Origin of the sequence: Microbacterium proteolyticum, from assembly GCF_030818075.1 — a bacterium.
Taxonomy (GTDB): Bacteria; Actinomycetota; Actinomycetes; order Actinomycetales; family Microbacteriaceae; genus Microbacterium; species Microbacterium proteolyticum_A.
Genome location: NZ_JAUSZZ010000001.1, coordinates 3,470,868 through 3,495,334, shown reverse-complemented (window position 1 = coordinate 3,495,334; position 24,467 = coordinate 3,470,868). Strand labels below are relative to the sequence as shown.

Below are 24,467 nucleotides of genomic sequence, written 5' to 3'. Positions count from 1 at the left end.
GGCCTCGCGGCCGGCGGTGACGGTCAGCCCGTCTTCGACGGTTCCAGCGGCGGCATCGGCGTCCACGAGCGATCGCGGGCGATCACGCGCCCGTCGCGGAGCCCGCGGAACAGGTGGCTCGTGCCGCTGAGCTTGCGCTCGACGACGACGAGGCGGATCAGTTCCTTGACGAAGGTCAGCGCCGTGCCGGCCGTGAAGGGGAGCGTGCGGTACACGCCCAGCGCCCGGTAGTACTTCTGCAGGTACGCGCGGTTGCGCATGATGTAGTACCGGTAGGCGTCGCTCGAGGCGTTCATGTGGCGGATGCCCATGTCCCACTGCTTGATCTCGCGGGTGCGCCGCAGCACGAACTCGTCGACGATGACCGACGGCGTCTCGCGCGACGCGAGCCAGCCGTAGAGCTGGTCGTCCCAGTAGATGAAGAAGCGGGGGTCGGGCAGACCGATCTTGGCGACGATGTCGCGGTGGATGAACATGCCCTCGAAGCAGCCCGAGTTCATGGGCTTGAAGCCCGAGTCGTCGAAGGCCGCAGGCGCGTAGGGGATCGGGATCGCCATCGACTCGGCGATCCGGTACTGCCAGTAGAACTCGCTGCCGTCGTAGTCGTACCGCCGACCCTGGATGCTGCGGAAGCGGGGCGTCCAGTGGCCCATCCGGGCGAGGCCGTCGGAGACGACCTCGACGTCGTCATCCATGAGCCAGATCCACTCGGAGCCCAGTTCGTACGCGACCCGCATTCCCTCGCTGAAGCCGCCCGAGCCGCCCGTGTTCGTCTCGAGGCGGCGATAGACGAGCTCGGTGGGCAGGCGGTCGCGGAACGACTCCACGACGGCGGTGGTGTCGTCGGTGGAGGCGTTGTCGATGATCACGAGGTGCCCGGGGGCCGGCGACATCCGCTCGATGCTCTCGAGCAGGCGCGTCAGCAGGTGCGTGCGGTTGTAGGTGACGACGACGATCGTCGCGCTCGTGGGGTCGAAGGTGCTCACGCGCGCTCCTCGAAGGTCGCGCGCCACGACTTCTCGGACACGAGGTCGGGGAGGGCGTCGCGATACCGACGGGAGAGCCGGGGCCACTCGCGCTGCAGACGACGGTGCAGGCGCCAGCTGTCCACGAGCATGCGACGGAACTGCGCACGATCGCGCGTGTAGACGTTCTTGCCCGACCCGTCGGCGGCGCTGACGAGGGCGCTGTCGTACAGCGGCACGCGCCACCAGTTGGCGTCGCCCTTGCCGAACTCGACCTCGGGCTGCGCGACGTTCTCGGGCTTGGGCGTGTGGAACCAGTGCGACAGGAGGGTCCGCGCGGTGAAGGTGCGCAGCGCGATGCCCGTGGGACTGTCGAACTGGTGCTGCTTCAGGCGCTTGAACACCTGTCGACCGTGACGCGAGCGCAGCGGCACCCCGGAATCCTTGTGGATGACCGTCTCAGGATGCTTCTTCGCCACCGCCCGCGCCTCGGGCATGGCCGTCGCGAGCCCCCGGCGCATGTGGTCGGGGCCCGACAGCACGTCGCGCAACGCCCGGTGCCGCAGCTCGACGGGGTAGTACTGCATCATCATGAGGTGCTTGAGGTCGACGCGGCGACTGTGGCGGATGAGAGTGCCGCCCTGTGCCGAGCGCGAGTGCAGCAGACCCGCCACGATGCGGTTGCGGGCGTGGAAGTACGCCTGCCAGTCGATCGAGTCGTCCTTGCCGATCCACGAGACGTGCCAGAGGGCCACCCCGGGCATGGAGACGGTCGGGTAGCCGGCATCCCGAGCCCGGACGCAGAACTCGGCGTCGTCCCACTTGATGAAGGCCGGCAACGACAGGCCGATCTCCCGCAGGATGCTGGTGGGGATGAGGCACATCCACCAGCCGTTGTAGTCGGCGTCGAGGCGCATGTGCAGGAGGGGCGACTGCCGGAGGTTCGCGACGCTGAAGTCGTGGGGGAGGCGCTCCTGGAAGAGGGCCCGCCACATGAACGGCGCGTCGTCGACGACCTCGGCCCACGCGTGGAGCTTGGGGCGGTCGAGCAGATCGAACATGTGCGCGCCGACGATGGTGGGCACCGAGGCGTACCGTCCGAACACCACGGAGCGGCGGATCGACTCCGGCTCGATGCGCACGTCGTCGTCGAGCAGCTGCACGAAGTCGCTGCCCTCCCGCGCGAGCGTCTCGACCATCGCGCGAGCGAAGCCGCCCGAGCCGCCGAGGTTCGGCTGGCGGAGCACCTGCAGCGTCTCACCCAGACGCTCCGCCACCGCGGGGTAGGCGTCCTGCGCCTCGACGAGGTCGGTGCCCTGGTCGATGATGAACACCCGATCCACCACGTCGAGGACGTCGGGTGCGTCGGCGAGGGCCCGCAGGGTCTCGACGCAGTAATCGGGCTTGTTGTACGTGGTGACGCCGATGCTCGCCTTGCCGCCGCGCACCGGCTCCTGCTCGGTGGTCCATTCGGCACCCTCGAACGTCGCGTCGGTGCGGTCGGCGGCGACGTCGAACCAGATCCACCCGCCGTCGCTGTACTGGTCGAGGACCAGGTCGAACGAGGTGGCCGTGGCATCCCCCCGCACTTCACGGGTGTCGAGACGCTGTTTCGTGCCGCCGCCGTTCGAGCGGTAGACGAGGATCGTGGCATCCCCCGACGTGCGCACGGTCAGGCGCACCTGGCGCACGGGCGTCCAGTGCTGCCAGTACGAGGCGGGGAAGGCGTTGAAGTACGTGCCGAACGAGACGCGACGCCCGGCGACGATGCGCGCGCGATGGCGGTCGAGGATGTTGCCGAGCTGGGCGACGTTCGTCACCCGGACCGGCTCCTCGTCGATCGTCGACCACGTCTCGGGGTCGACGTACAGGGGGAGGAGGTCGGGATCGCGGTCGAGCGGCAGGACGGCGTTCTGCAGGGTGTACGTCACGAAGAGGTCTTTCGTCTAGGCGCAGCGGCCGCGGACGGCCAGCGGGAAGTCTACCCGGCGCGTGTGCGCGGGCCCTTCGCGTGCGGGGAGGTCAGGCCGACGGCGCGGTCAGGCCGCCCGCGGCGGAGGATCGCTCTCTTCGCCGGGGCCGTGTCCCACGATCGGCGTCTGCTTGATCTTCGCGCCGAACAGCACGACGAACATCCAGCCCCACAGCAGCAGGGGCCCCGATTCGGTGAGACCCTGCACCACCAGCAGCGCTCCGACGAGGGTGGGCAGCAGCGTGAGCGCTGAGTGCGGACGGTCGTCGCGCAGATCCCAGCGGGGACGGTCGACGGCGAAGAACCACGAGCGCCAGAGGTAGGCGAGGTACACGAGCACGAGCAGTGCGACGCCGATCGCGCCGAGCTGCAGGTAGGCGTCGAGCCACACGCTGTGCGCCTGCACCACCGTCTGACCGCGCTCCACGATCCAGCCGTCGATGAGCGGCTCCGTGGGGATCCACGGCGTCGAGAACCCCCAGCCGACGAGCGGGCGTTGGTCGGCACGCCGGAGCACGTCCGCCCAGACGCCCTCGCGTCCGAGCAGGTCGGCCCCGCGCCCGAGCACGCCGAACACGACCTCCCGCCCGAACCACAGTGCTGCGGCGGCTCCCAGGCCGATCGCGGCGTACAGCAGGTACCAGCGGGTGCGTTCCCCGGGGCGCCGCGCGGTGCGCATCACCAGCACGGTGCCCAGCACGAGCACCACGAAAGCCGCCGCGATGGATGCCGTGGTGGACCCGGCGCGGATGAAGAGGAAGACCGCCGCGGCGGTCCAGATGCTCAACCGCACGCGGTGCGGAGCCCCGGCGGCCAGGTACACCCCGAACACGATGACGGCCACCAACGAGACCGCAGCCAGGAGGTCGGCGTTGCCGAGGACGCCCTGGATGCGACCGCCGTCGAAGAGATTGTCGCGCGACCAGTAAAGGATCGGGTCCGTGCGCCCGGTGGGCACCACGAATCCCGGAAGGAGGGGACCGCGCACCAGCAGGGAGACCGCCACCTCGAACAGCAGGGACAGTCCCACCACCCACTTCGCCGCCGACGCGACCGCACGCACCACGTCGCGCCAGGTCAGCACCGCCCCGACGAACAGGCCCTGGAACGTCGTGATCACCAGCAGGAGCCATGTCAGGACGGATGCCACCGGCCAGGCGCTCCAGGCGAGTGACGCCGTCGCCCACGCCAGATAGCCGAAGGCGAGCCAGGGCAGACGCCGCACCGCCAGCGGCGGCCGTGTCACGATCCAGATCACGGCGGACACGACGGCCGAGGCCCCCGCCACGACGGCGGCGACGACGGGGCCGGCGGCGTTGACGAGTCCCACCCCGCCGAGGGCGAGGAGGATGACGAAGACGCACCACGCCCGCAGCAGCAGATGCCGGGTCGTCTCTCGCGGCGGCGGCGTCGGCAGCGCCGACACGGGGTGCTTCGTGTACATCGCCATGATGGGTTCAGGCTACCGGTCGGCATCGGACGGCGTCCGGGGGCCCCAGTAGGCTGACGCCCGTGATTGTTGCGATCTCGAACACCCCCCGCGACTACGCCTGGGGCAGCCCGACGCTCATCGCCGACCTCGAGGGGCGCGAGCCCAGCGGCGCCCCGGAGGCGGAGATCTGGTTCGGGGACCACCCCGGTTCGCCCTCCGCGGTGCACGACGGCACGGATCGGACCCTCGACGCGTGGCTTCCGGCCGCCGCCGCCGCACACGACGAGCTGCCCGCGAAGCTGCCGTACCTGCTGAAGCTCCTGGCCGCAGGCGCGCCGCTGTCGATCCAGGTGCACCCGTCGAAGGAGCAGGCGGTCGAGGGCTTCGCGCGCGAGGAGGCCGCGGGCGTCCCGCGCGACGCGGGTTCGCGCAACTACAAGGACGACAACCACAAGCCCGAGGTCATCGTCGCCCTGAGCGAGACGTTCACCGCGCTGGCCGGGCTGCGTGACATCGTGCGCACCCGCGCGCTGGTGGACGCCCTCGGCGACGCGCCGGCAGTCCGGACGCTGCGTGCACACCTCGCGACCGACGACGCCGCCGCCGCGCTGCGCCGGACGATCGGGTGGCTTCTCGGCGAGGCCGATGCGGCCGAGATCGCGCAGATCGTGGATGCCGCGGCATCCACCGACTCCGCCGAGTTCGCGGCCGAACTCGAGCTGACGCGATCCCTGCACACGGCGTATCCGTCCGACCCCGGCATCGTGGTCGCCCTCCTGATGAACCTCGTGGAGTTGCGCCGCGGCGAAGCGATCTTCGTCCCCGCGGGCGTGCTGCACGCGTACGTCGCAGGATTGGGCGTCGAGATCATGGCCGCGAGCGACAACGTGCTGCGCGGCGGTCTGACGCCCAAGCACATCGACGTGGCCGAGCTGCTCGCGCTCGTGGACTTCCGCCCGGCCGAGCCGCCCTACCTGCGGGCCACCCCGGCGGGGGAGGGGGCCGAGGTGTTCGCCCCCGGTATCGCCGACTTCGCGCTGGGCCGCCTCGGGGCGGGGGAGGCGGCGAACCTCGAGCTGAACGGGATCTCGATCGCGCTCGGCGTGGCCGGGAGCGCAACCGTGACGGGCGCCTCGGGCGCGGCCGTGACGCTCGCGCCCGGGCAGGCCGCGCTCATCACGCCGGAGGAGTCGCCGCTGACGAGCGATGGTGCGGGCGAGGTCTTCGTCGCCATGCCGGGGGCCTGAGGGGTCCGCGCGCGAGCAGGCTGCGCGGCGGCGCACCGGCGGAGAGGCCGGGCTCGGTCGGGCGGCGGTCGACTCCCGGCTCCGGCCGGCCGCGCCAGGCACGGGCGTGTCGTCCCCCGGCGGCACCACGAGCGACATGCCCGAGCGCGACACGCCGAAGCGGGTCCTGAAGGTTCACCTCGGCCTTGAGGGTTTACGATCCGCGACTTGACCAATCCGAATCACACGGGTGTAATTATCTACACGCGCAAGCCGCGTCATAGGGGCTCAGACGAGGGGGAGGATGATATGGCGACGTCGCAGTACCGGTCCGGTGTTCCGGACAACTGGTTCGTAGACCCGGTCGACCTCGGCGTTCCCGGTGTGCGCCGCGACATCGACGCCGCCGAAGAGAACACCCTCGCCTGGCAGACCGACGCGCTGTGCTCGCAGACCGACCCCGAGGCGTTCTTCCCTGAGAAGGGCGGCTCCACGCGCGACGCCAAGCGCATCTGCACCTCGTGCGACGTCAAGAGCGAGTGCCTCGAGTACGCCTTGCAGAACGACGAACGGTTCGGCATCTGGGGCGGTCTCAGCGAACGCGAGCGTCGCAAACTCAAGCGTCGGGCCTGAACCGGGCATCCGCGGAGCGATCCGGCGCCCGACGGCGCGGCGTCCGTGATCCACCCGGAGCAGACTTAGGCTGATCCGCGTCATGCCCGACCGTGTACACGCCATCCTCGTCGTGCGTCCCGAAGGACGCACCCCCGCGGCGAACCATCTGGAACGAACCCTCGCCGCGCTCTCGGCGCAGACGCGCCCCGTCGACGCGCTGACCATCGTGCTGTGCGGTCCGGACGCGGAGCTCACGCGGCTCGCCGCCGAATCCGGCGCGGAAGGCGTCATCACGGCCTCGGCCGGCACGCCGTTCGCCGCGGCCACGGCTCTGGCCACGCCCCGCCTCACCGGCGACGCGGTCTGGCTCCTCGCGCAGGACACCGCCCCCGACCCGGATGCACTCGTGCGTCTCGCCGGCGCCCTCGAACTCTCGCCTCCCCTGGTGATCGCCGCGCCGAAACTCGTGGACTGGGACGACCGCGACATCATCCGCTCGTTGGGCGTCAGCATGAACCGCTACGGCGGCACCGTCGAACTCGCCGCCGGCGAGCTCGACCAGGGCCAGCGCGACCGCGACTCCGACGTCCTCGGTTCCGACGTGCGTGGCATCCTGGTCCGCCGCGACGCCTGGGCGGCGCTCGGCGGGCTCGATCCCGCCCTCGGCGGTGCCGACGAAGGGCTCGACCTGGGTGTGCGCGCGCGCCTCGCGGGCCGTCTCGTCGCGGTGGTCCCATCCGCCCGCGTGGCGGTGGCGGGCGACGGCGTCGCGGCGATGGCCCGTGGTCGCCGGCGGGCCCGCCGGCGGGCGTTCGCGACGCGCACCGCGCAGCTGCACCGACGCCTCGTCTACGCCCCCGCCCCCGCCGTCCCGCTGCACTGGCTGTCGTTCCTCCCCCTCGCGCTGTGGCGCACGTTCGCGCACCTCGTGACGAAGATGCCGTACCGGGTGCTCCCCGAGTGGGGCGCGACGCTGCTCGTGATGGCCCGTCCGGCGGCCGTCGCCCGCGCGCGCCGCCGCATCCGCTCCGTCCGTGATGTCGGGTGGTCGCGGATCGCACCGCTTCGCGTCTCCCGCGCCGAGATGCGCACGCGCTGGCAGGGGGACATCGGCGATCCGGATGCGCCCGTCCGCAGCGAGTTGCACTTCTTCGTCGGCGGCGGCGCGTGGGCGGTCCTCGGCGCCCTCGCCGTCTCGATTGCTCTGTTCGCGCCGCTTCTGGCGTGGCCGGTGCTGGGGGGAGGGGCCCTCGCGCCGTTGCGCGCGAACGTCGCTCAGCTCTGGCAGGACGCCGCATGGGGGCAGCGCCCTCTCGGCCTGGACGCCGTGGGCCCCGCCGATCCGTTCTCTGCGGTCGTCGCGCTGGTGGGCACGCTGTCGCCCGGCGATCCGTCGCGCGCGTTCGTGGCGCTGTGGGTCCTGGCTCTGCCGCTCGCCGTGCTCGGCGGATGGTTCGCCGCGACCCGCGTCACCGAGTCCTCGCCGCTGCGCATCATCGCCGCGGTGGCGTGGGCGCTCGCACCGACCTTCGTCGCGGCCCTCGTCGAGGGACGGCCGGCCGCCGTTCTCGCGCACCTGCTGCTGCCGTGGCTCTTCTTCGCCGCCAGCGTCGCGCACCGCTCGTGGGCGCCGGCCGGCGCGGCATCCGTCATCCTGGCGGCCGTGCTCGCGTGCGCGCCGTCGCTGGCCCCGGCGGCGGTCGTGCTCTGGTGCGCCGCTCTCGTGGTGGTCGCCCTCGTCGCCGGCCGCGGCGTCGCCCGCGTGGTCTGGCTCATGATCCCCTCAGCGGTGATCTTCGCCCCGCTGGTGTGGTCGCAGGTGCGGGCCGGCAACGCCTGGGGCCTGGTCGCCGACCCCGGCGTGCCGTTCGCGGGCGCCGAGGTCTCGGCCGATCCGATCGGCCGGGCACTCCTGGCCGCGGGGTTCCCGACCTCCGACCCGGGAGGATGGGCGAGCCTGCTCGGCCAGCCCGTGTGGTGGGTGGGCCTGCTCGTGGCGCCCCTCGCCGTCCTCGCGGTGCTGTCGGTGCTGACGCCGCGGTGGGTCGCGGCATCCGGTCTCATCGTCATCGCCGTGACGGGCCTGGCGACCGCGTTCGCCGCCGTCGGCATCGCCGTGTCGTTCCGGGACTCCGCGGCCGTGTCGCTGTGGCCGGGCTCCGGCCTGAGTCTGGCGTGGGTGGGACTGGTGGGGGCGGCCGTCGTCGCCCTGGATGCCGGGATCCCCGACCGCGCCCGCGTCCTGCGGCCGATCGGCGGTCTCGCCGCCGTCCTGGCGCTGGCCGTCGCCGTCGCCCCGGCCCTGGCCGCGCAGATCACGGACGGCGGTGACCGCTCGGTGCTCACCAACGGTCCCGTCTCCACCCTCCCGGCCTTCGTCGCGGCCGAGGGCCGCGGCTCCCTCGCCATCGGCACCCTCGTGCTGGACCCGCGCAGTGACGGCCTCCGGGTGCAGGTCGTGTGGGGCGGGAGCGCCACGCTGTCGGGACAGAGCACGATCGACGCCACGCGCACCTCCGCCGACGACCAGGACCGTCAACTCGCGTCGCTCGCCGTCGACCTCGTCTCGCCCTCCGCCGACGATGTCGTCGCGCGCCTGGCCGAGCGGGGTATCGGCTTCGTCCTGCTCGAATCCGCGCCGGCGGCCGAGGGTGATGTCATCCTCGGCGACCGGCTCGGCGCGGCGACGTCACTCGACCAGCGCGAGATGCTCGACCCGGTGGGGGCGACCTCCCGCGGCGACCTCTGGCGCGTGAACACCGACATCACCCCGCGCGCACCGCTCGACGACCACCGCGCGGGGCTGCAGCGGCTCGTGGCTCTCGGCTCCCTCGGGGTGCTCCTCGTCGCCCTTCTGCTGGCCGTCCCCACCGCCGCCTCGCGGCGCGTGGCGCGGCGCACCCCGCGAATCGTCGGGCCGAACCCGGGAGGTGCGCGATGAGCGATCGCCGTCTCGTCCGCTACGCCGCCACGAGCGCCCGCTTGGTGGCCGGCGCCGCCGTCGCGGCCGCGGCCGTCGTCGGCACGGTCGCCGCGATCGCCGCCCCGTGGCCGCAGTACACCGCCGAGCCGGTGCGCCTGCAGACCACTCCGGCGCCCAGCGACACCGTGTTGGCGTGCGACGGCCCGCTCCTGGCGCTCGGGCGCAGCGCCGACTCGGCGAGTGGCCTGAGCGCGGCAGCGGCATCCGACATCGTCAGCGGTCCCGCGGACGCCGCCGCCTCGACGGGATCCCTGAGCGGGGCGACCGGTTCCTCCGACGGCGATGCGCCCGTGCTGAGCGCTGCCCCGCGCGACGGGGCGCCGACTGCGATCGCCGCGGCGACCTCGGCGACTGCCGCGTCCGACGACCTGGTCGGCTTCGCGGCGTCCGCGTGCCGCCCGCCGCTGGCGGAGTCGTGGCTCGTCGGCGGGGCGAGCACCACGGGCGCCAACGATCTCATCGAGCTCGCCAATCCGGGCAGCGTGCCGGCGACGGTGCAGCTGTCGGTGTACGGAGCGCAGGGGGTGGCGACACCGCCCAGCGGGCAGAACATCGTGGTCCCGGCGGGTGAACGACGTATCGTTCCGCTGGCGGGCCTTCTCCTGGGCGAGGAGAGCCCGGTCGTCCGTGTCGTGTCGTCCGGTGCACCGGTGCACGCCGCCCTCCAGGCGAGCCTCACCCGCGTGCTGCTGCCCGGCGGCGTCGAGCAGGTGGCGCCCACCGCGCAGGCCGATACGCGGCTGGTGATGCCCGGCGTGCAGGTGATCGAGACCGCGGCGGGCCAGGCCGGCACCCTGCTGCGCCTGTTGGCTCCGGGTGCCGACACGACCGCGACCGTCACCCTCGTCCCCGTGGATGCCGTCGGCACCGCTCCCGCCCCGGTCGAGATCGCCCTCACGGCCGGACTGCCCACCTCGCTCGACCTCTCCGGAATCGCGGCGGGCGCCTACACCGTCGAGGCGACGGCCGGCGCTCCGATCGTCGGCGCGACATGGTCCACGACGGGCTTCGGCGAGGGCGCCGACTTCGCCTGGTACGCCGCGTCCCCGGAGATCGTCGAACCGAGCCTCGTCGCCGTGGCGCCGGGCGCGGGCGCGACGGTGGTGCTCGCGGGCGGCGCGACCGAGGCGGCCGTGACCCTGACCCCCGTCGAGGGGGGCACCCCCGTGTCGGCGACGGTCGCCGCGGGCATGAGCGTCTCGGTGCCGGTCGGCGACGGTGTCTACCGCCTCGAGACGACGGGGCCGGTCCGCGCAGCGGTCACCTACGCGGGCGCGTCGGCCCTGGCGTCGTACCCGCTCTGGCCGGCCGATGCCGCGGCGGCGGCGGTGACGGTTCTGCCCTGAGAGTCCCTCTCCGATCCGGATGCCGCACTCGCGCGGCGGGAGGCCGGCTCAGAGGAAGCGGAAGCGTTCCGACCCGAGGTCCCAGGGGTCGCGGTCGAGGTACTCCGCGGCCGCTCGGAACACCGCGCCCTCGATCATCATGCGACGGTGCAGGTCGTCGTCCTGGTGCGGGTGCCCGAGGCGCTCGATCGGCACGCGGTACAGGATGATGCGCTTCTCGTCGCGCAGCACCGTCCATCTCGGGATGCCGGTGGCCGCGGCGGGTGGCATGATGCCGATCTCGAACGACACCTCGCGCAGGTCGGCCCAGGCCGAGCGAAGGAACTCCGCTGCGGTGCTCACCGCGATGTCGAAACGCTCGACGCGCGTGTCGAGCGGGGGGAGCGGCGGCCGGACGACGGGACTGCGGTTCTCACGCCCGTGGCGTCCGTGACGCGACGGGCGGGCGACGGAGCGTGCTTCGCGGGATCGCCGACGCATCATTCGCCCATCTTACGGTTGCGGGTGCGCCGCGGCGTCCGTCCCGCACGCGGACCACGTCGGGTATTCGTCGTCGGCCTCTTCGAGCGATGGCGGCTCGGCGGGGAGCGCGCCGCACCCGGGTGCTCGTGGGGTGCGGGATGCCGCGGGGCGCACGGGCGGGACGCGGGAGGCGGCCGGGCGTCCGGGAGCGGGGGCGGGCGAGGATCTGCGGATGCGGCGGGACCGATCGCCGCGTCGGGGCGCACCGGCGCGGCGTCGGCTCGAGATCGGACGGGCTGACTAGGCTGACCCGCGATGCGTGACAGACTCTGCTCGAAGGTGGGATGCGCCCGCGAGGCGATGAGCACCCTCACCTACGACTACGGCGACCAGATGGCGGCCCTCGGGCCCCTCGGTCGTGCGGGCGACCCGCACGCCCACGATCTGTGCGCGATCCACGCCGACCGACTCTCGGTCCCCCAGGGCTGGGTCGTCGTGCGTCACGAGACGCTGCGCGCCTGAGGCTGCCATCGGGTCTGCCGGACCGCTCGCATCGGCCGTGCTGTGCCGGCGGGGGTCCGACCGCCGATCTGATGGGCGGACCGTCGCGATCGCGCTCCGCGGAGCGTCATCCATGTCGGAGCAGCGTTCCGAGCGCCGGGATCAGGCGTGCTCGGTGTGTGCCGCGGCGCGCTCGTTCTCGAGCATCAGGGCACGGTACTCGCGGTCGCGTCGAACGGCGGACACGGCTCGCACGAAGGTCTCGGCATCCCCCGCCGGGTGAGGGGAGACGAAGGGGGCGACCGCATCGGCGAGGGATGCCGCGACGCGAGCGCGCGCGGCGGGCTCCAGGTCGTCGGCACCCCGCACGAACCGCGACACCCGGGCGGCGAGGCGGTCGGGGAGGCGCGAGACGTCCGCGACCTCCGCCCACGTCTCGAGCCCGGCCGGAAGGCCCGGGGCGGCGGACGGGAGGGGGCGCGTGCGAGTCCGTTCGCTCGCGGTGCCGGCCAGCAGGTCACCGAGACGCTGCGCCCGTGGGGTGAACATACCGACGACCGCGGCGATCGCCCCCAGGGTGAACCACAGCTCGAGCACGCCCGCCAGCGCGCGGATCAACGCCTGACGGAAGCCCGCCGCCCCGCCATCCGTGCGGACGATGCGGGCACCCACCGCCAAACGGCCGAGGCTCCGCCCGCGCGACAGCGTCTCGGCCGTGGTGGGCACCGCCACCAGGACGAAGACGAGGAGCGAGATCACGCCGATTCCGGTCGCCGATTCGGGGAGTGCCCCGGTCCCGACCATGCGCGCGAGGAGGACGCCACCGGCGACCAGCAGCGCCGCGCCCACGAGGAGGTCGATGAGCGCTCCGACGGCTCGGAGGAAGAAGCCGACGGGCTGCACGTCGAGTGCGACGGCCTCGCCGGTGAGGATCTCCTCCGTGCCCATGGGGACGAGGGCGACCGCGGGAGCGGGGGGCGTCGACGAAGCCATGCGTACAGTTGATCACATGGACCTCGACGCCCTCACGGCCGCCCGCCGAGACGAGTGGGCTCGACTGGATGAGCTCGGGCGCCGCCGCCACCTGAGCGGGTCGGACGTGGACGAGCTCGTCACGCGCTACCGCGCGGCATCCGCTGATCTGGCCGACATCAAGACCTCGGCCGGACGCACGCCCCAGGGCGACTACGTCTCGATCCTGCTGGCGCGGACGCGCCTGCGCCTGACGGGCGTCCGCGAGAACGTCCTGAAGCAGCTGCCGCGCTTCTTCCTGCTGCAGTTGCCGGCGGCTCTGTACCGGGTGCGGTGGATGACGCTGGCGGTGGCGGTGTTGTTCCTCGTCGTCTCCACGCTCTGGGTGCTGTGGATCACGGGGGATCCGGCTGTCCTCGCCACGTTGGCTGCTCAGATGGACATCCAGAATGTGGCGGACGAACAATTCGTCGGCTACTACCGGGAGAATCCGAACGAGATCTTCGCGGCGACGGTGTGGACTAACAACGCGTGGCTCGCCGCGCAGTGCGTGATGTTCGGTGTGACGGGGTTCTGGCCCATCTCGGTCATCATGGAGAACGCGCGGGGCGTCGGAGTCGTGGCGGCGATCATGTTCTCGTTCGATCGCGGCGACACCTTCTTCCAGTTCATCCTGCCGCACGGTCTCCTCGAGCTCACGTGCATCTTCGTGGCGGCGGCCGCGGGTCTGCAGATCTTCTGGGCGTGGGTCGCTCCGGGCCGCCGGACGCGCGAGGCGGCCCTCGCCGCCGCGGGACGATCGCTGGCGACCGTGGCGGTGGGTCTCGTCTTCGCGCTCGCCCTCTCCGGCATCGTCGAGGGTTTCGTGACGCCGCGGGAGTGGCCGTGGCAGGTGAAGGTGGCCATCGGGGCCGCCGCGCTGGGCGTCTTCCTCTTCTACATGCTGTGGGTCGGGCGCCGCGCGGCGCGCGCGGGGGAGACCGGCGACCTCACCGAATACGAGGCGGGGACTCCGACCCTCACCGCGGGCTGACGGCATCCGCCGTCTCGCGGCGCTCCGGCGGTCCGGTGTTTCGTCCGGCGCCTGCGCATCGGATGCTTGCGGGCGGTTTCGTCGTCCGCCCGGGAGCGGTTTCGTCGGCCGCCCGGGAGCGGTTTCGTCGGTCGCTCGGGCGGTTCCCTCGGCCGCACGGTGCCGGTCTGGCGCCGCCGGGCGCCTGTGTGGTCGAACCTCGGGCGACGCGACGCAGGAGATGCGGGCCGACGGGTGCGGCATCCACCGCCTCTGAGGGTCGCCGGCCGCGAATCTTCCGCGTCGTGTCCGACGTGGTGCGGGGCGGCGATCCGATCCGTTACCGGCGTGTCATTTTTGATTTACTCAAAACTAGGTACGCTGGACGCATGCTCGACAGTCGACCGGATGCCGCCGCGGATGACCTCATCCGCGGTGCGGGTCTGCGGGTGACGGCGACACGCGTGGCCGTGCTCGAAGCCCTGCGTGCGCACCCGCACGCGACGGCGGACGCCGTCTTCGACGGCATCCGCGGGTCCCTCCCCGGCACCAGCAAGCAGTCGGTGTACAACGCGCTCGGCGACTTCGCCGACGCGGGACTCGCCCGCCGCATCGAACCCGCCGGTCACGCCGGCACGTTCGAACTGCGCGTGGGCGACAACCACCACCACGTGGTGTGCACCGGATGCGGCCGCATCGACGACGTGGACTGCGTCGTCGGCGCGGCACCCTGCCTGCACGTTCCGGAGGGCAGCGGTTTCCTCATCGAAACCGCTGAAGTGACGTTCTGGGGTGTGTGCGCCGAGTGCCGAGCAGAGTCCGAAGCCGAAAAACCGAAAGGATCCCGATGAGCGACACGCTGAACGGCTGCCCCGTCTTCCACGACGGTGGCGCCCCCGACGACGACCGCCTGCCGGTGGGCGAAGCCCCCGCCGACAGCGAGCCCGCCGGCGCCCTGCCCCACCCGACCCAGGGATCCGCCAACCGCGTGTGGTGGCCCGAGTCGCTGAACGTGAAGATCCTCGCCAAGAACAACGCGCAGCGCGACCCGCTCGACGAGGGCTTCGACTACAAGGCCGCGTTCGAGGCGCTCGACCTCGCCGCAGTCAAGAGCGACATCCAGCAGGTCATGACGACCTCGCAGGACTGGTGGCCCGCCGACTTCGGTCACTACGGCCCCCTCATGATCCGCATGGCCTGGCACAGCGCCGGCACCTACCGCGTGACCGACGGTCGTGGCGGCTCGGGCGCGGGCATGCAGCGTTTCGCGCCGCTGAACAGCTGGCCCGACAACGTCAACCTCGACAAGGCCCGCCGCCTGCTCTGGCCGATCAAGAAGAAGTACGGTCAGTCGATCTCGTGGGCCGACCTCATGATCCTCGCCGGAAACGTCGCCCTCGAAGACATGGGCTTCCCCACCTTCGGCTTCGCCGGCGGCCGCACCGACGTGTGGGAGCCGGATGACGACGTGTACTGGGGCCCCGAGACCACGTGGCTCGGGGACGAGCGCTACACGGGCAACCGTGAGCTCGAGCGCCCGCTCGCAGCGGTCCAGATGGGTCTCATCTACGTCAACCCCGAGGGCCCCAACGGCAACCCCGACCCGCAGCTGTCGGCCCACGACATCCGCGAGACGTTCGGCCGCATGGCCATGAACGATGAGGAGACCGTGGCCCTCATCGCCGGTGGACACACCTTCGGCAAGACGCACGGCGCGGCGAGCGACTCGCACGTCGGACCCAACCCCGAGGCCGCCGACATCAACGACCAGGGTCTGGGCTGGAAGAACAGCCACGGAACCGGTAAGGGCGACGACACCATCACCAGCGGTCTCGAGGTCACCTGGACCTATCACCCGACCCGCTGGGACAACGAGTTCTTCCACATTCTCTTCGCCTACGAGTGGGAGCTCTTCCAGAGCCCCGCGGGCGCACACCAGTGGCGTCCGGTCAACGGCGGGGGAGCCGACATGGTCCCCGAGGCGCACTCGAACGGCCGCCGTGAGCCCCGCATGCTCACCAGCGACCTGGCGCTGCGCGTCGACCCGGCGTACGAGAAGATCTCGCGCCGCTTCGCCGAGGACCCGGCGGCGTTCCAGGACGCCTTCGCCCGCGCCTGGTTCAAGCTGACCCACCGCGACATGGGCCCGCGCGAGCGCTACCTCGGCTCCGAGGTCCCCGCCGAGGTGCTCGTGTGGCAGGACCCGGTGCCCGCCGTCGACCACCCGCTGATCGACGCCGCCGACGCCGCGGCGCTGAAGCAGCAGATCCTCGACAGCGGTCTGTCGGTGCAGCAGCTGGTCACGACGACCTGGGCGGCGGCATCCACGTTCCGCGGAAGCGACAAGCGCGGTGGCGTGAACGGCGCGCGCATCCGCCTCGAGCCGCAGAGGAGCTGGACGGTCAACAACCCCGAGCAGCTGGCATCCGTGCTCGACGTGCTCGAGAAGATCAAGGCCGAGTTCGACGCGCAGGCGACGGACGGCAAGAAGGTCTCGATCGCCGACCTGCTCGTGCTCGCCGGCAACGCCGGTGTCGAGCAGGCCGCGCTCGCCGGTGGCGTCGAGGTCGAGGTGCCCTTCACCCCGGGCCGCACCGACGCGTCGCAGGAGCAGACCGAGATCGAGTCGTTCCGCTGGCTCGAGCCGATCGCCGACGGCTTCCGCAACTACGCCTCGCGCGAGGCGCGCCTGCCGGCGGAGTTCCTGCTGCTCGACAAGGCCAACCTGCTGACGCTCACGGCTCCCGAGATGACGGTGCTCGTCGGCGGCCTCCGCGCCATCGGCGCCAACTGGGACGGCAGCGACTGGGGCGTCTTCACCGAGACCCCGGGTGCGCTGACCAACGACGTGTTCGCGAACCTCCTCGACCTCGGCACCACGTGGAAGCCGCTCGACAGCGGCAAGCACGCGTTCCAGGGCACGAAGGACGGCTCGGGCGAGACGGTCGGGATCGGCACGCGCGTCGACCTGGTGTTCTCGTCGAACTCCGAGCTGCGCGCGCTCGCCGAGGTCTACGCCTCGGACGACGCGAAGGAGAAGTTCGTCCGCGACTTCGTCGCCGCCTGGCGCAAGGTCACCGAGCTCGACCGGTTCGACCTGGTCTGAGTCCCGCGCCGGCCGCTCTGCGGCTCGGTGCCCGGAAGGCCCGTCCCCTCGCGGGGGCGGGCCTCTCGTCGTCTGGTGGGTGCCCCGTCGCCCTCTCGACCCGTGGCCCCGGGCTCCAAGTCACCGGGTGTGGGGTGTGGGGTTCGGATGGGCTCGGGGATGACTTGCGCCGTATGTTCGCCGCGGGTGCGGTGCGGCGAGCATGTGGCGCAAGACAACGGGTGCGGGGGTGGGGTGTCGGGTTCGAGTGGGTTCGGCGGTGAGTTGCGTCGTGTGCTCGCCGCGGGTGCAGCGCGGCGAACATGTGGCAGGAGTGACCGGGCGTGGGGTTTGGGGTTCGGGCGGGCTCCCGGTCGGTGACTTGCGCCGTATGTTCGCCGCGGGTGCGGTGCGGTGAACATGTGGCGCAAGTCAACGGGTATGGGGTGTGGGGTTCGGATGGGCTCGGGAATGACTTGCGCCGCGTGTTCGCCGCGGGTGCGGCGCGGTGACCATGTGGCAGGAGTGACCGGGCGTGGGATTTGGGGTTCGGGCGGGCTCTGACTTGCGCCGTATGTTCGCCGCGGGTGCGGCGCGGTGACCATTTGGCGCAAGTCACCGGGGTCGAGGATGAGTGGCGCCTTGTGTCCGCGGCGACGGTGATGAGGCGAGCATTTCCCGCGAGTCACGCCAACGGCGAGGGGCGGCGGGGGGGCGGCGAGGGGCGGCGAGGGCGGCGAGGATAGCGAGGACGGCGGGGGGCGGCGAGGGCGGCGAGGATAGCGAGGACGGCGGGGGGGCGGCGAGGACGGCGAGGAGCAGCGAGGCGGGTTCGCCACCCCGGGGGTCAGGCGCGGGAGAGGCGGCGCAGGCCTTCGTCCAGCGAGACCGCAGGGGTCCAGCGCAGGTCGCGGCGGATCTCGGTCTGGTCGAACCAGTGCGCCGTCGACAGCTGTTCGGCGAGGAACCGGGTCATGGGCGGCTCGTCCTCGCCCGGACGCACGGCCCACACCCGCTCGACCAGACCGCCGGCGGCGCGCGCCAGCCCCGCCGGCACGCTGAACCGCGGCGGTTCGACACCCGAGGCGCGGCAGATGCCCGCGAGCAGGTCGCCGACCGGACGCGGCTCGCCGTTGGTCAGCACGTACGCGCGTCCGCTGACGTCGTCGACACGGTCGAGGGCGGCGACGATCCCGGATGCCGCGTTGTCGACGTACGTGGAGTCGATCAACGCCGTACCGCCGTTCAGCAGCGGCAATCGCCCCCGACGGGCGCGGTCGACGATGCGCGCGATGAGCTGCGTGTCGCCCGGACCCCACACCAGGTGCGGGCGGATGGCCACGAGCGACAGATCGTCGCCCGCGCGGGAGAGCGCGAGCAGCTCGGCCGCAGCCTTCGTGCGGGCGTATTCGCCGCGCGCGGCATCCGGATCAGCGGGATCGGCGCCGACACCCGCGAGGGCGAGGCCTGCGTGCGCCACGGACGGCGACGAGATGTGCACGATGCGCGAGACCCCGCCGGCGGCGGCCGCGTCGAGGAGCACACGGGTGCCCTCCACGTTGACGGCGTGGAACTGCGCGGGGTCTCCCGCGAGCGACACTTTGGCCGCGAGGTGCACGACGCCGTCGATCCCGTCGAGGGCGGATGCCACGGAATCCGGGTCCGTCACGGAGCCCCGGTGATCCTCGGCACCGTCGACGCCTGAGGGACGGCGCTGCAGGGTGCGCACCGCGTGTCCGGCGTCCTGCAGGGCACGGACGACCGCGCGGCCGAGGAAGCCGGACGCACCGGTCGCGAGGACCTTCACGGCGCCGTCGGCTTCTCGCCCGAGAGCAGGCGTTCGGCCCACGCGGCGACGCGGGAGCGGTCGATCTTGGAGTTGTGGCGGATGTCGGTGGGGAGGACCGGCACCGTCAGCACGGCGGCGAGGCGCTGCCGGGTGGCTGCGCGCACGTCGTCGGCGAGCGAGGGGGATGCCAGCCCGGGGCGCCGCGTGCCCGCCTCCACGACCGCGACGACGACCTGGCGGCCGACGGGACCGACCCCGACCGCGGCGGCGCGGGAGACGGCGTCGACGGTCTCGGCATCCTGTTCGATGCCGACGGGGGTGACCGGACCCTCGGCGGTCGTGATGACGTGGGGGAGGCGCCCCTCGACCCAGAGCCGGCCGTGGGCATCGAGATGCCCGACGTCGCCGGTGCGGTGCCAGCGCTCGGGGAGTCCCCGGCGGGCCTCACGATCGGTGAGGTAGAGGCGGAAGTAGCCGCGCTTGAGGTGGGGAGCCGAGATCACGATCTCACCGGTCACGCCGGCATCCGTCGTCGGCTCGCCCGCCGCGCGACCGTCGGCGTCGATCGCGGAGATGCGCACCTGGCCCGTCCCCAGCGGCCGGCCGACGCAGACGCCGCGGTCGCCGGCGGCTTCCTCGATCTCGGGGAGCGTCACGTCGGCGACGAGCAGGCACTCGGTCATGCCGTACGGGGTGTGCGCGACGGCGTTCGGCATCAGCGCCTGCGCGCGGCGGAGCAGGTCGACACCGACCGGGGCCCCGGTGGAGAGGAACGTCTCCACGCGTTCGAGCGCCGCGCGGTCGTCGTCGTCCAGCGCCGCCGACGTGGCGACGACGTTGGCCACGGCCGCGGGGGAGAGGAAGACCATCCGCGCGTCCGACGCCCGGACGGCCGCGGCGACCGCCGCGGCGGTGAGGGTACGCGGGGCGGACACGTCCATGTCGGGTGTCGCCGAGCGCGTGCCGAGCGCCGGGCCGAGCAGCGCGAACGGCGCGAACCCGGTGACGAGGCCCGTGTCGGCGGTCACGCCGAAGTGGGCGGCGAGGGTATCGCGCAGCGCGGTGAGCTGCGCATGCGTGTACACGACGCCCTTGGCCGGTCCCGTGGAGCCCGAGGTGAACAGCACGGCGGCGTCGGCCTCGGGGGCCGGGGGTGCGGGCAGCGTGCGGCCGCGCCCCGCGCGGGCGAGGTCGGACAGACTCGCCTCCACGCCGAGGGCGCGCGAGGTCGCCGCAGGAAGGGCTGCTGCCGAGATCCGGCGTCCGGGCCACCCCAACGCGCGGGCCGCGACGAGCCCCGCGACCTCGCCGATCACGATGTCGGGCACGGCGCCGCGCACGGCACGGGAGAGACCCCGGATGCCGAGACCCCGGTCGGCCACCACGACGACGGCGCCGATGCGCAGGCAGGCGTACAAGGCGGCGGTCAGGGTGGGGCCGGGCTGCACGAGCAGCGACACGCGGTCGCCCGCGCGCACGCCGAACGCGTCGAGGCCGGCGGCGACCTCGTCCACGCGGGCGGCGAGCTGACGCCAGCTCACCCGCAGCGGCTCGCCGTCGCGCGCCGTGCTCATGTCGATCACGGCGATGTCGTCGTCGTCGCGGCGGGCGTCGAGGGCGTCCCAGAGGTGGCCGGTCGTGCGTGCGGCAGGTGCGGCCCCGTCCGCGGGGGGTGTCGGGCTCGGAGCCGGGCCGGTCGTCGCGCCCGGGGTCGCGGCATCCACGACCTTCTCGTCGAGCCAGTCGAGCACGACCTCGGCGTAGGGCCGCTCCTCGGCGATGAGGTGGCCAGCGCCCTCGAAACGGTGCACGTCGGCGTGCGGCAGGCGCTCGGTGAGGTCGTCGAGGTGACCCTCGCCGAAGACCGGGTCTTTCGGGCCGCGCAGGAACAGCGCCGGCACGTCGAGGTCGCGGAGCCCCGCGCTCATCCGCCGCAGTGCCGGGGTGCTCTCGTCGGCCGAGGTGGCGGGGATGTCGGCGACGAACCCGCCGATCCCGCGACGACGGCGCACCGTGGCGTACGGTGCCCGGAAGGCCTCGCGGACGGCCGGGTCGAGCTCGGCGAGCGCCAGCGTGGTGTCGAGGAAGGCCGTCGTGCCGGTGGTGCCGGCGGCGAGCATGCCCCGCGCCGTCGCCACGCGCAACGCGACGGGCAGCGGGGCGCCGTCGGGGTGATGGACGGCGGTGTTGAGGGCGATCACGGCGGCGAGGCGGTCGCGATTCTCCACGGCCCAGCCGAGGGAGACCGGGCCGCCCCAGTCGTGTCCGATCGTCACGACCGGACCCGGGATGCCGAGTTCGCCGACGAGCGCGTCGAGATCGGCGATGCGCTGCGCCAGGGTTCGCCGCAGGCTCGTGCGATCCGAGAAGCCCATCTCGAGCTGGTCGACGGCGACGACGCGCCACGCGGCGCCGCCGGCCGTGGCCCGCTGCAGGGAGGCGTTCACGAGAGCCCGCCATAGGTACGACCAGGTGGGGTTGCCGTGGACGGCGACGATGGTGCCGACGGGACGGATGCCGCGGGCGGCGAGCGCGTCGCCGGTGTCGAGGACGTGCCAGGTGCGCGTGCGTCCCGTGTCGGCGGCGGCTCCGGCGACCTCGACGAGACGCGACAGGGCCGGATCGAGACCCGGCAGTCCGGCGGGGGGCAGCGTCGCGTCGAGGGTGGTGATCCTCACCAGGCCAGCTCCAGCATGCCGGTGTTCAGCCCGGAGCCCACTCCCATCAGCAGGACGCGGTCGCCGCGGCGCAGCGTCTTCTGCTCCTCGGCGAGGGTGATGGGGATGGATGCCGGGCCGACGTTGCCCAGGCGGGGGTAGGTGACGGGGACCTTGCTGCGGTCGAGCTTGGCCGCCCGCACGATCGCGGAGGTGTGGACGGAGGAGACCTGGTGGGTGACGTAGCGGTCCATGCCCGTCCAGGAGAACTCGTCCTTCGCCTCCTTCCACGCCGAGACGACGAGGTCGAGCCCGCCCTTCAGCAGCGCCTTGGCATCGGTGAACATGCCGTCGACGCTTCCCACGCAGAGGTCGTAGAACTGCGTCGCGGCGCGGGTCACGCCGCCCACGATGCGGTGGCCCTCCGGGTGGTCGCTCGCGCGGCCCAGGACGGCCGCAGCCGCTCCCGAGCCCAGCGTCAGAGACGCGAACTCCTGCATGAACGCGTCGCGGTCGAGGTCCTCGCGTACGAGACGGTTGATCGTGTTGACCTGGATCTCGTCGGCATCCTCGCCGTTGACGATCAGGGCGTACTTCACCTGACCCGACTGGATCATGCCCGCGGCCAGGCTCATGCCGTTGATGAATCCGAGGCACGCGTTGGCGACGTCGAAGTTGATGGCGGAGCTCGGAAGGCCCAGCCCGTGGTGCAGGCGCACGGCCACCGAGGGCTCGAGATGCTTGCGCGTGACGGAGGTGTTGATGATGAGGCCGATGTCACCCGCATCGACACCCGCCTCGGCGAGCGCCTGCTTGCCCGCGGCGATGGTCGCCTCGTCGGACGACTCTCCCTCGGCCCAGTTTCGCCGTTCGTTGACTCCCGCGACGCGACGCAGGAGTCCGGGCTTGAGCTTGAGGCGCTGCAGCGCCGGCGCCAGCCGCGCCTCGATGTCGTCCGACGTCGTCACGCGGCTGGGCAGGACGCTCGCCACCGAAACGAGGGCCACATCGTGGAAGTGCGTGGTGGCGTTACCTGGCAAGAGAGCTCCCGCATCCTGTGCGTAGACGGCGCAGCCGGGCACGGAGGGGACGCGCAGACGGCTCGAAGGGTACCCCTCAGGATAAGCCGCGACGTATGTCTCGGGCTGCATGATGGCTGGGTGCGCTAAAGCCGACCCGCCGCCTTGAGCGCCAGATAGCGGTCGGCGACGAGGGGCGGCAGGTCGTCGGCGGACGCGGACACCGCGTCGCCGCCCGCACGCAGCACCGCGTCGCGCACGCGTGCGGCGTCGTGTCGTGCGCGCTCCACGGCGGCCGCGGCGTAGACGTCGGCGGCATCCCGGTGTGCGGGTGTTCCGCCCGGTCCGTCGGTCGCGGTGGCCACCAGCAGCCGCGATCGTGCCGCCACGGCGGGCAGCGACGCGAGGAAGGCGCGCGCGGCCTCGGGATCGTCGGCGGCGGTGAGCAGCACGACCAGGGCCGGACGCACCGACAGGCCGCGCACCTGCGCGAAGGCGGCATCCCAATCGGTGTCGATGAGTTGCGGCTCGACCGGACACATGGCATCCACCAGGGCGGGCAGGAGCGGCGCCCCGTCGACGCGCGTGACGCGGGCGCGGGTCGCGCGGTCGAACATGAGCAGGTGCACGTGATCGCCGGCGCGGGACGCCAGCACCGACAGCAGCAGAGCCGCCTCCATCGCGGCATCCAGGCGCACACCGTCGCCGACGCGCGCGGCGGCCGTGCGCCCCGTGTCGATGACGATCACGACGTGCCGGTCGCGCTCGGGTCGCCACGTGCGCAGCATCGTCGTCCCCGCGCGGGCGGTGGCCCGCCAGTCGATCGAGCGCACGTCGTCGCCGCGGACGTATTCGCGCAGGCTGTCGAACTCGGTGCCCTGGCCGCGCACCTGCAGCGTGGTGTTCCCGTCGAGTTCGCGGAGCCGGGCCAGGCGGGAGGGGAGATGCCGACGTGCCGTGAACGGGGGCAGCACCCGCACGCGGGCGGGCGCGTCGATGACGGCCTGCCGTCCGGCAAGGCCCAGCGGTCCGGCCGAACGCACGACCACGAAGGCGCTGCGCAGTTCCCCCCGGCGGCGGGGGACCAGCCGCAGCGGTGCCCCCCGCCGCTCGCCCGGCGGCACGGTCAGGCTCTGACGCTCCTCGGGAGCCCCGGCGGTCGGCTGCCACGCGTCTCGTACGCGCGCGCGCAGCAGGCGGGTGCCGAGGTTGCGTACCCGGATCTCGCCCGCGATCGGCTCGTCGCGCAGGCCCCGTTCCGCCAGCGTCCGCGTGATCTCCACCCGGCGCGCATCGGCCGCCGCGGCCACGTCGGCGGTGGCCAGCGCAGCGCACAGCAGGACCCAGCCGCCCGCGACGGCCCATGCCGACGCGCCCGCGCTGCTGAGCAGCATGACGGGCACGACGCCGAGGGCGACGAGCAGGGCGAGGCGGCCGGTGACGAACATCAGATGGGGACGCGCGTCTGCTGCAGGACGGAGGTGAGGATGGCATCCACCGAGACGCCCTCGATCTCCGCCTCGGGGCGGAGGCGGATGCGGTGGCGCCAGACCGGGACGAGCATGGTCTGCACGTGGTCGGGGGTGATCGCGGGGTAGCCGCCGAGCCATGCCCAGGCCTTCGCCGCGGCGAGCAGACCCGTCGTCGCTCGAGGGCTCACCCCGAGCAGCACCGACGGGCTCTGACGCGTCGCGCGAGCGAGGTCGACCACATAACCGAGCAGGTCGTCGGTGACGGCGACGGATGCCGCTGCGCGCTGCGCCGCGAGGATCTCGGATGCCGTGACCACCGGCTCGAGGCCGGCGTCGCCCAGTCGGCGCGGGTCGAAGCCTCTCGCGTGGCGGCGGAGCACGTCGACCTCGGCGTCGCGACCCGGGAGATCGACGACCAGCTTGAGCAGGAAGCGGTCGAGTTGCGCCTCGGGCAGCGTGTAGGTGCCCTCGTGCTCGATGGGGTTCTGGGTGGCCGCGACGAGGAAGGGATCGGGCAGGGCGCGGCTCTCGCCGTCGGACGACACCTGCCGCTCCTCCATCGCCTCCAGCAGCGCCGCCTGCGTCTTGGGGGGAGTGCGGTTGATCTCATCGGCCAGCAGCACGTGGGTGAAGACGGGGCCGGGACGGAAGTCGAACCCGCCCGCCCGTGCGTCGTAGACGAGTGAGCCGGTGACGTCTCCCGGCATGAGATCGGGGGTGAACTGCACGCGGCGCGTGTCGAGGCCGAGGGCGCGGCTGAAGGAGCGCACGAGCAGCGTCTTGGCGACGCCCGGCACGCCCTCCAGCAGCACGTGCCCGCGCGAGAGCAGGGCGATGAGCAGTCCGGTGACGGTGCCGTCCTGTCCGACGACGGCCTTGCCGACCTCCATCCGCACCCGGTGCATCGCTTCGCGCAGGGCGGCATCGTCGCCGGCGGCGCGGGCCCGGGCGCGCGTGGT

At 72.7% G+C, this 24,467-nt stretch carries 18 protein-coding genes; 8 read left to right on the top strand and 10 right to left on the bottom strand.

All coding sequences use genetic code 11. From position 1 onward, the window contains the following. Nucleotides 1–23: 23 nt before the first annotated feature. The 3 genes from QE392_RS16270 to QE392_RS16260 all read right to left on the bottom strand — a co-directional run bounded on the left by QE392_RS16270 (nucleotide 24) and on the right by QE392_RS16260 (nucleotide 4,387). On the bottom strand, nucleotides 24–986 hold the full coding sequence (locus QE392_RS16270; protein ID WP_307453524.1) for a glycosyltransferase family 2 protein: 963 nt from the start codon (nucleotides 984–986) through the stop codon (nucleotides 24–26). Continuing rightward, nucleotides 983–2,896, bottom strand: a complete 1,914-nt coding sequence (locus QE392_RS16265) for a glycosyltransferase (RefSeq protein WP_307453523.1) — start codon at nucleotides 2,894–2,896, stop codon at nucleotides 983–985. Before QE392_RS16265 ends, QE392_RS16270 begins: the two co-directional genes overlap by 4 nt. Before the next feature lie 108 nt (nucleotides 2,897–3,004). Then, a complete protein-coding gene (locus tag QE392_RS16260; RefSeq protein ID WP_307453522.1) occupies nucleotides 3,005–4,387 on the bottom strand; it encodes an O-antigen ligase family protein in 1,383 nt (460 codons plus the stop codon). Nucleotides 4,388–4,449: 62 nt separating this feature from the next. Between QE392_RS16260 and manA the strand changes: the two genes are divergently transcribed. The 4 genes from manA to QE392_RS16240 all read left to right on the top strand — a co-directional run bounded on the left by manA (nucleotide 4,450) and on the right by QE392_RS16240 (nucleotide 10,539). Continuing rightward, entirely contained in the window at nucleotides 4,450–5,616 is a 1,167-nt protein-coding gene (manA, locus tag QE392_RS16255; protein ID WP_307453521.1) for a mannose-6-phosphate isomerase, class I, read from the top strand. A 288-nt stretch (nucleotides 5,617–5,904) separates the two neighbouring features. Beyond that, nucleotides 5,905–6,228 carry a WhiB family transcriptional regulator gene (locus tag QE392_RS16250; protein WP_136587005.1) on the top strand — a complete coding sequence of 108 codons (324 nt, stop codon included), beginning with the start codon at nucleotides 5,905–5,907 and terminating at the stop codon, nucleotides 6,226–6,228. 82 nt (nucleotides 6,229–6,310) lie between these two features. Beyond that, complete coding sequence (locus tag QE392_RS16245) at nucleotides 6,311–9,151, top strand: glycosyltransferase (protein WP_307453520.1); 2,841 nt, start codon at nucleotides 6,311–6,313, stop codon at nucleotides 9,149–9,151. Continuing rightward, complete coding sequence (locus QE392_RS16240; protein WP_307453519.1) at nucleotides 9,148–10,539, top strand: DUF5719 family protein; 1,392 nt, start codon at nucleotides 9,148–9,150, stop codon at nucleotides 10,537–10,539. Before QE392_RS16245 ends, QE392_RS16240 begins: the two co-directional genes overlap by 4 nt. 48 nt (nucleotides 10,540–10,587) lie before the next feature. On the opposite strand, the gene QE392_RS16235 is transcribed toward QE392_RS16240, so the two are convergent. Continuing rightward, on the bottom strand, nucleotides 10,588–11,022 hold the full coding sequence (locus QE392_RS16235; RefSeq protein ID WP_307453518.1) for a hypothetical protein: 435 nt from the start codon (nucleotides 11,020–11,022) through the stop codon (nucleotides 10,588–10,590). 294 nt (nucleotides 11,023–11,316) lie between these two features. On the opposite strand from QE392_RS16235, the gene QE392_RS16230 reads away from it, so the two are divergent. After that, complete coding sequence (locus QE392_RS16230) at nucleotides 11,317–11,523, top strand: DUF3499 family protein (protein ID WP_058232113.1); 207 nt, start codon at nucleotides 11,317–11,319, stop codon at nucleotides 11,521–11,523. Between the two features lie 141 nt (nucleotides 11,524–11,664). On the opposite strand, the gene QE392_RS16225 is transcribed toward QE392_RS16230, so the two are convergent. Continuing rightward, on the bottom strand, nucleotides 11,665–12,495 hold the full coding sequence (locus tag QE392_RS16225; RefSeq protein WP_307453517.1) for an RDD family protein: 831 nt from the start codon (nucleotides 12,493–12,495) through the stop codon (nucleotides 11,665–11,667). A 16-nt stretch (nucleotides 12,496–12,511) separates the two neighbouring features. Between QE392_RS16225 and QE392_RS16220 the strand changes: the two genes are divergently transcribed. From QE392_RS16220 to katG, 3 genes are all read left to right on the top strand, one after another. Then, a complete protein-coding gene (locus QE392_RS16220) occupies nucleotides 12,512–13,507 on the top strand; it encodes a stage II sporulation protein M (RefSeq protein ID WP_307453516.1) in 996 nt (331 codons plus the stop codon). 368 nt (nucleotides 13,508–13,875) lie between these two features. Beyond that, nucleotides 13,876–14,337 carry a Fur family transcriptional regulator gene (locus QE392_RS16215; protein ID WP_307453515.1) on the top strand — a complete coding sequence of 154 codons (462 nt, stop codon included), beginning with the start codon at nucleotides 13,876–13,878 and terminating at the stop codon, nucleotides 14,335–14,337. After that, complete coding sequence (gene katG / locus QE392_RS16210; protein WP_307453514.1) at nucleotides 14,334–16,592, top strand: catalase/peroxidase HPI; 2,259 nt, start codon at nucleotides 14,334–14,336, stop codon at nucleotides 16,590–16,592. The genes QE392_RS16215 and katG overlap by 4 nt, the downstream gene beginning before the upstream one ends. An 826-nt stretch (nucleotides 16,593–17,418) precedes the next feature. Here the strand turns inward: katG and QE392_RS16205 are convergent. From QE392_RS16205 to QE392_RS16185, 5 genes are read right to left on the bottom strand one after another with little or no spacing between them, the layout of a single operon-like run. Beyond that, entirely contained in the window at nucleotides 17,419–18,378 is a 960-nt protein-coding gene (locus tag QE392_RS16205; RefSeq protein ID WP_307453513.1) for an NAD-dependent epimerase/dehydratase family protein, read from the bottom strand. Further along, nucleotides 18,375–21,038 carry an alpha/beta fold hydrolase gene (locus QE392_RS16200; protein WP_307453512.1) on the bottom strand — a complete coding sequence of 888 codons (2,664 nt, stop codon included), beginning with the start codon at nucleotides 21,036–21,038 and terminating at the stop codon, nucleotides 18,375–18,377. Before QE392_RS16200 ends, QE392_RS16205 begins: the two co-directional genes overlap by 4 nt. Beyond that, nucleotides 21,035–22,168: a 3-oxoacyl-ACP synthase III gene (locus QE392_RS16195; RefSeq protein ID WP_307453511.1), complete on the bottom strand. Its 1,134-nt coding sequence runs from the start codon at nucleotides 22,166–22,168 to the stop codon at nucleotides 21,035–21,037. The genes QE392_RS16200 and QE392_RS16195 overlap by 4 nt, the downstream gene beginning before the upstream one ends. Before the next feature lie 14 nt (nucleotides 22,169–22,182). Then, nucleotides 22,183–23,484, bottom strand: coding sequence for a DUF58 domain-containing protein (locus tag QE392_RS16190; RefSeq protein WP_307453510.1), 1,302 nt, complete (start codon nucleotides 23,482–23,484; stop codon nucleotides 22,183–22,185). After that, nucleotides 23,484–24,413 (bottom strand): AAA family ATPase, encoded by a 930-nt coding sequence (locus QE392_RS16185; protein WP_307454175.1) that lies wholly within the window; start codon nucleotides 24,411–24,413, stop codon nucleotides 23,484–23,486. Before QE392_RS16185 ends, QE392_RS16190 begins: the two co-directional genes overlap by 1 nt. Between the last annotated feature and the right edge of the window lie 54 nt (nucleotides 24,414–24,467).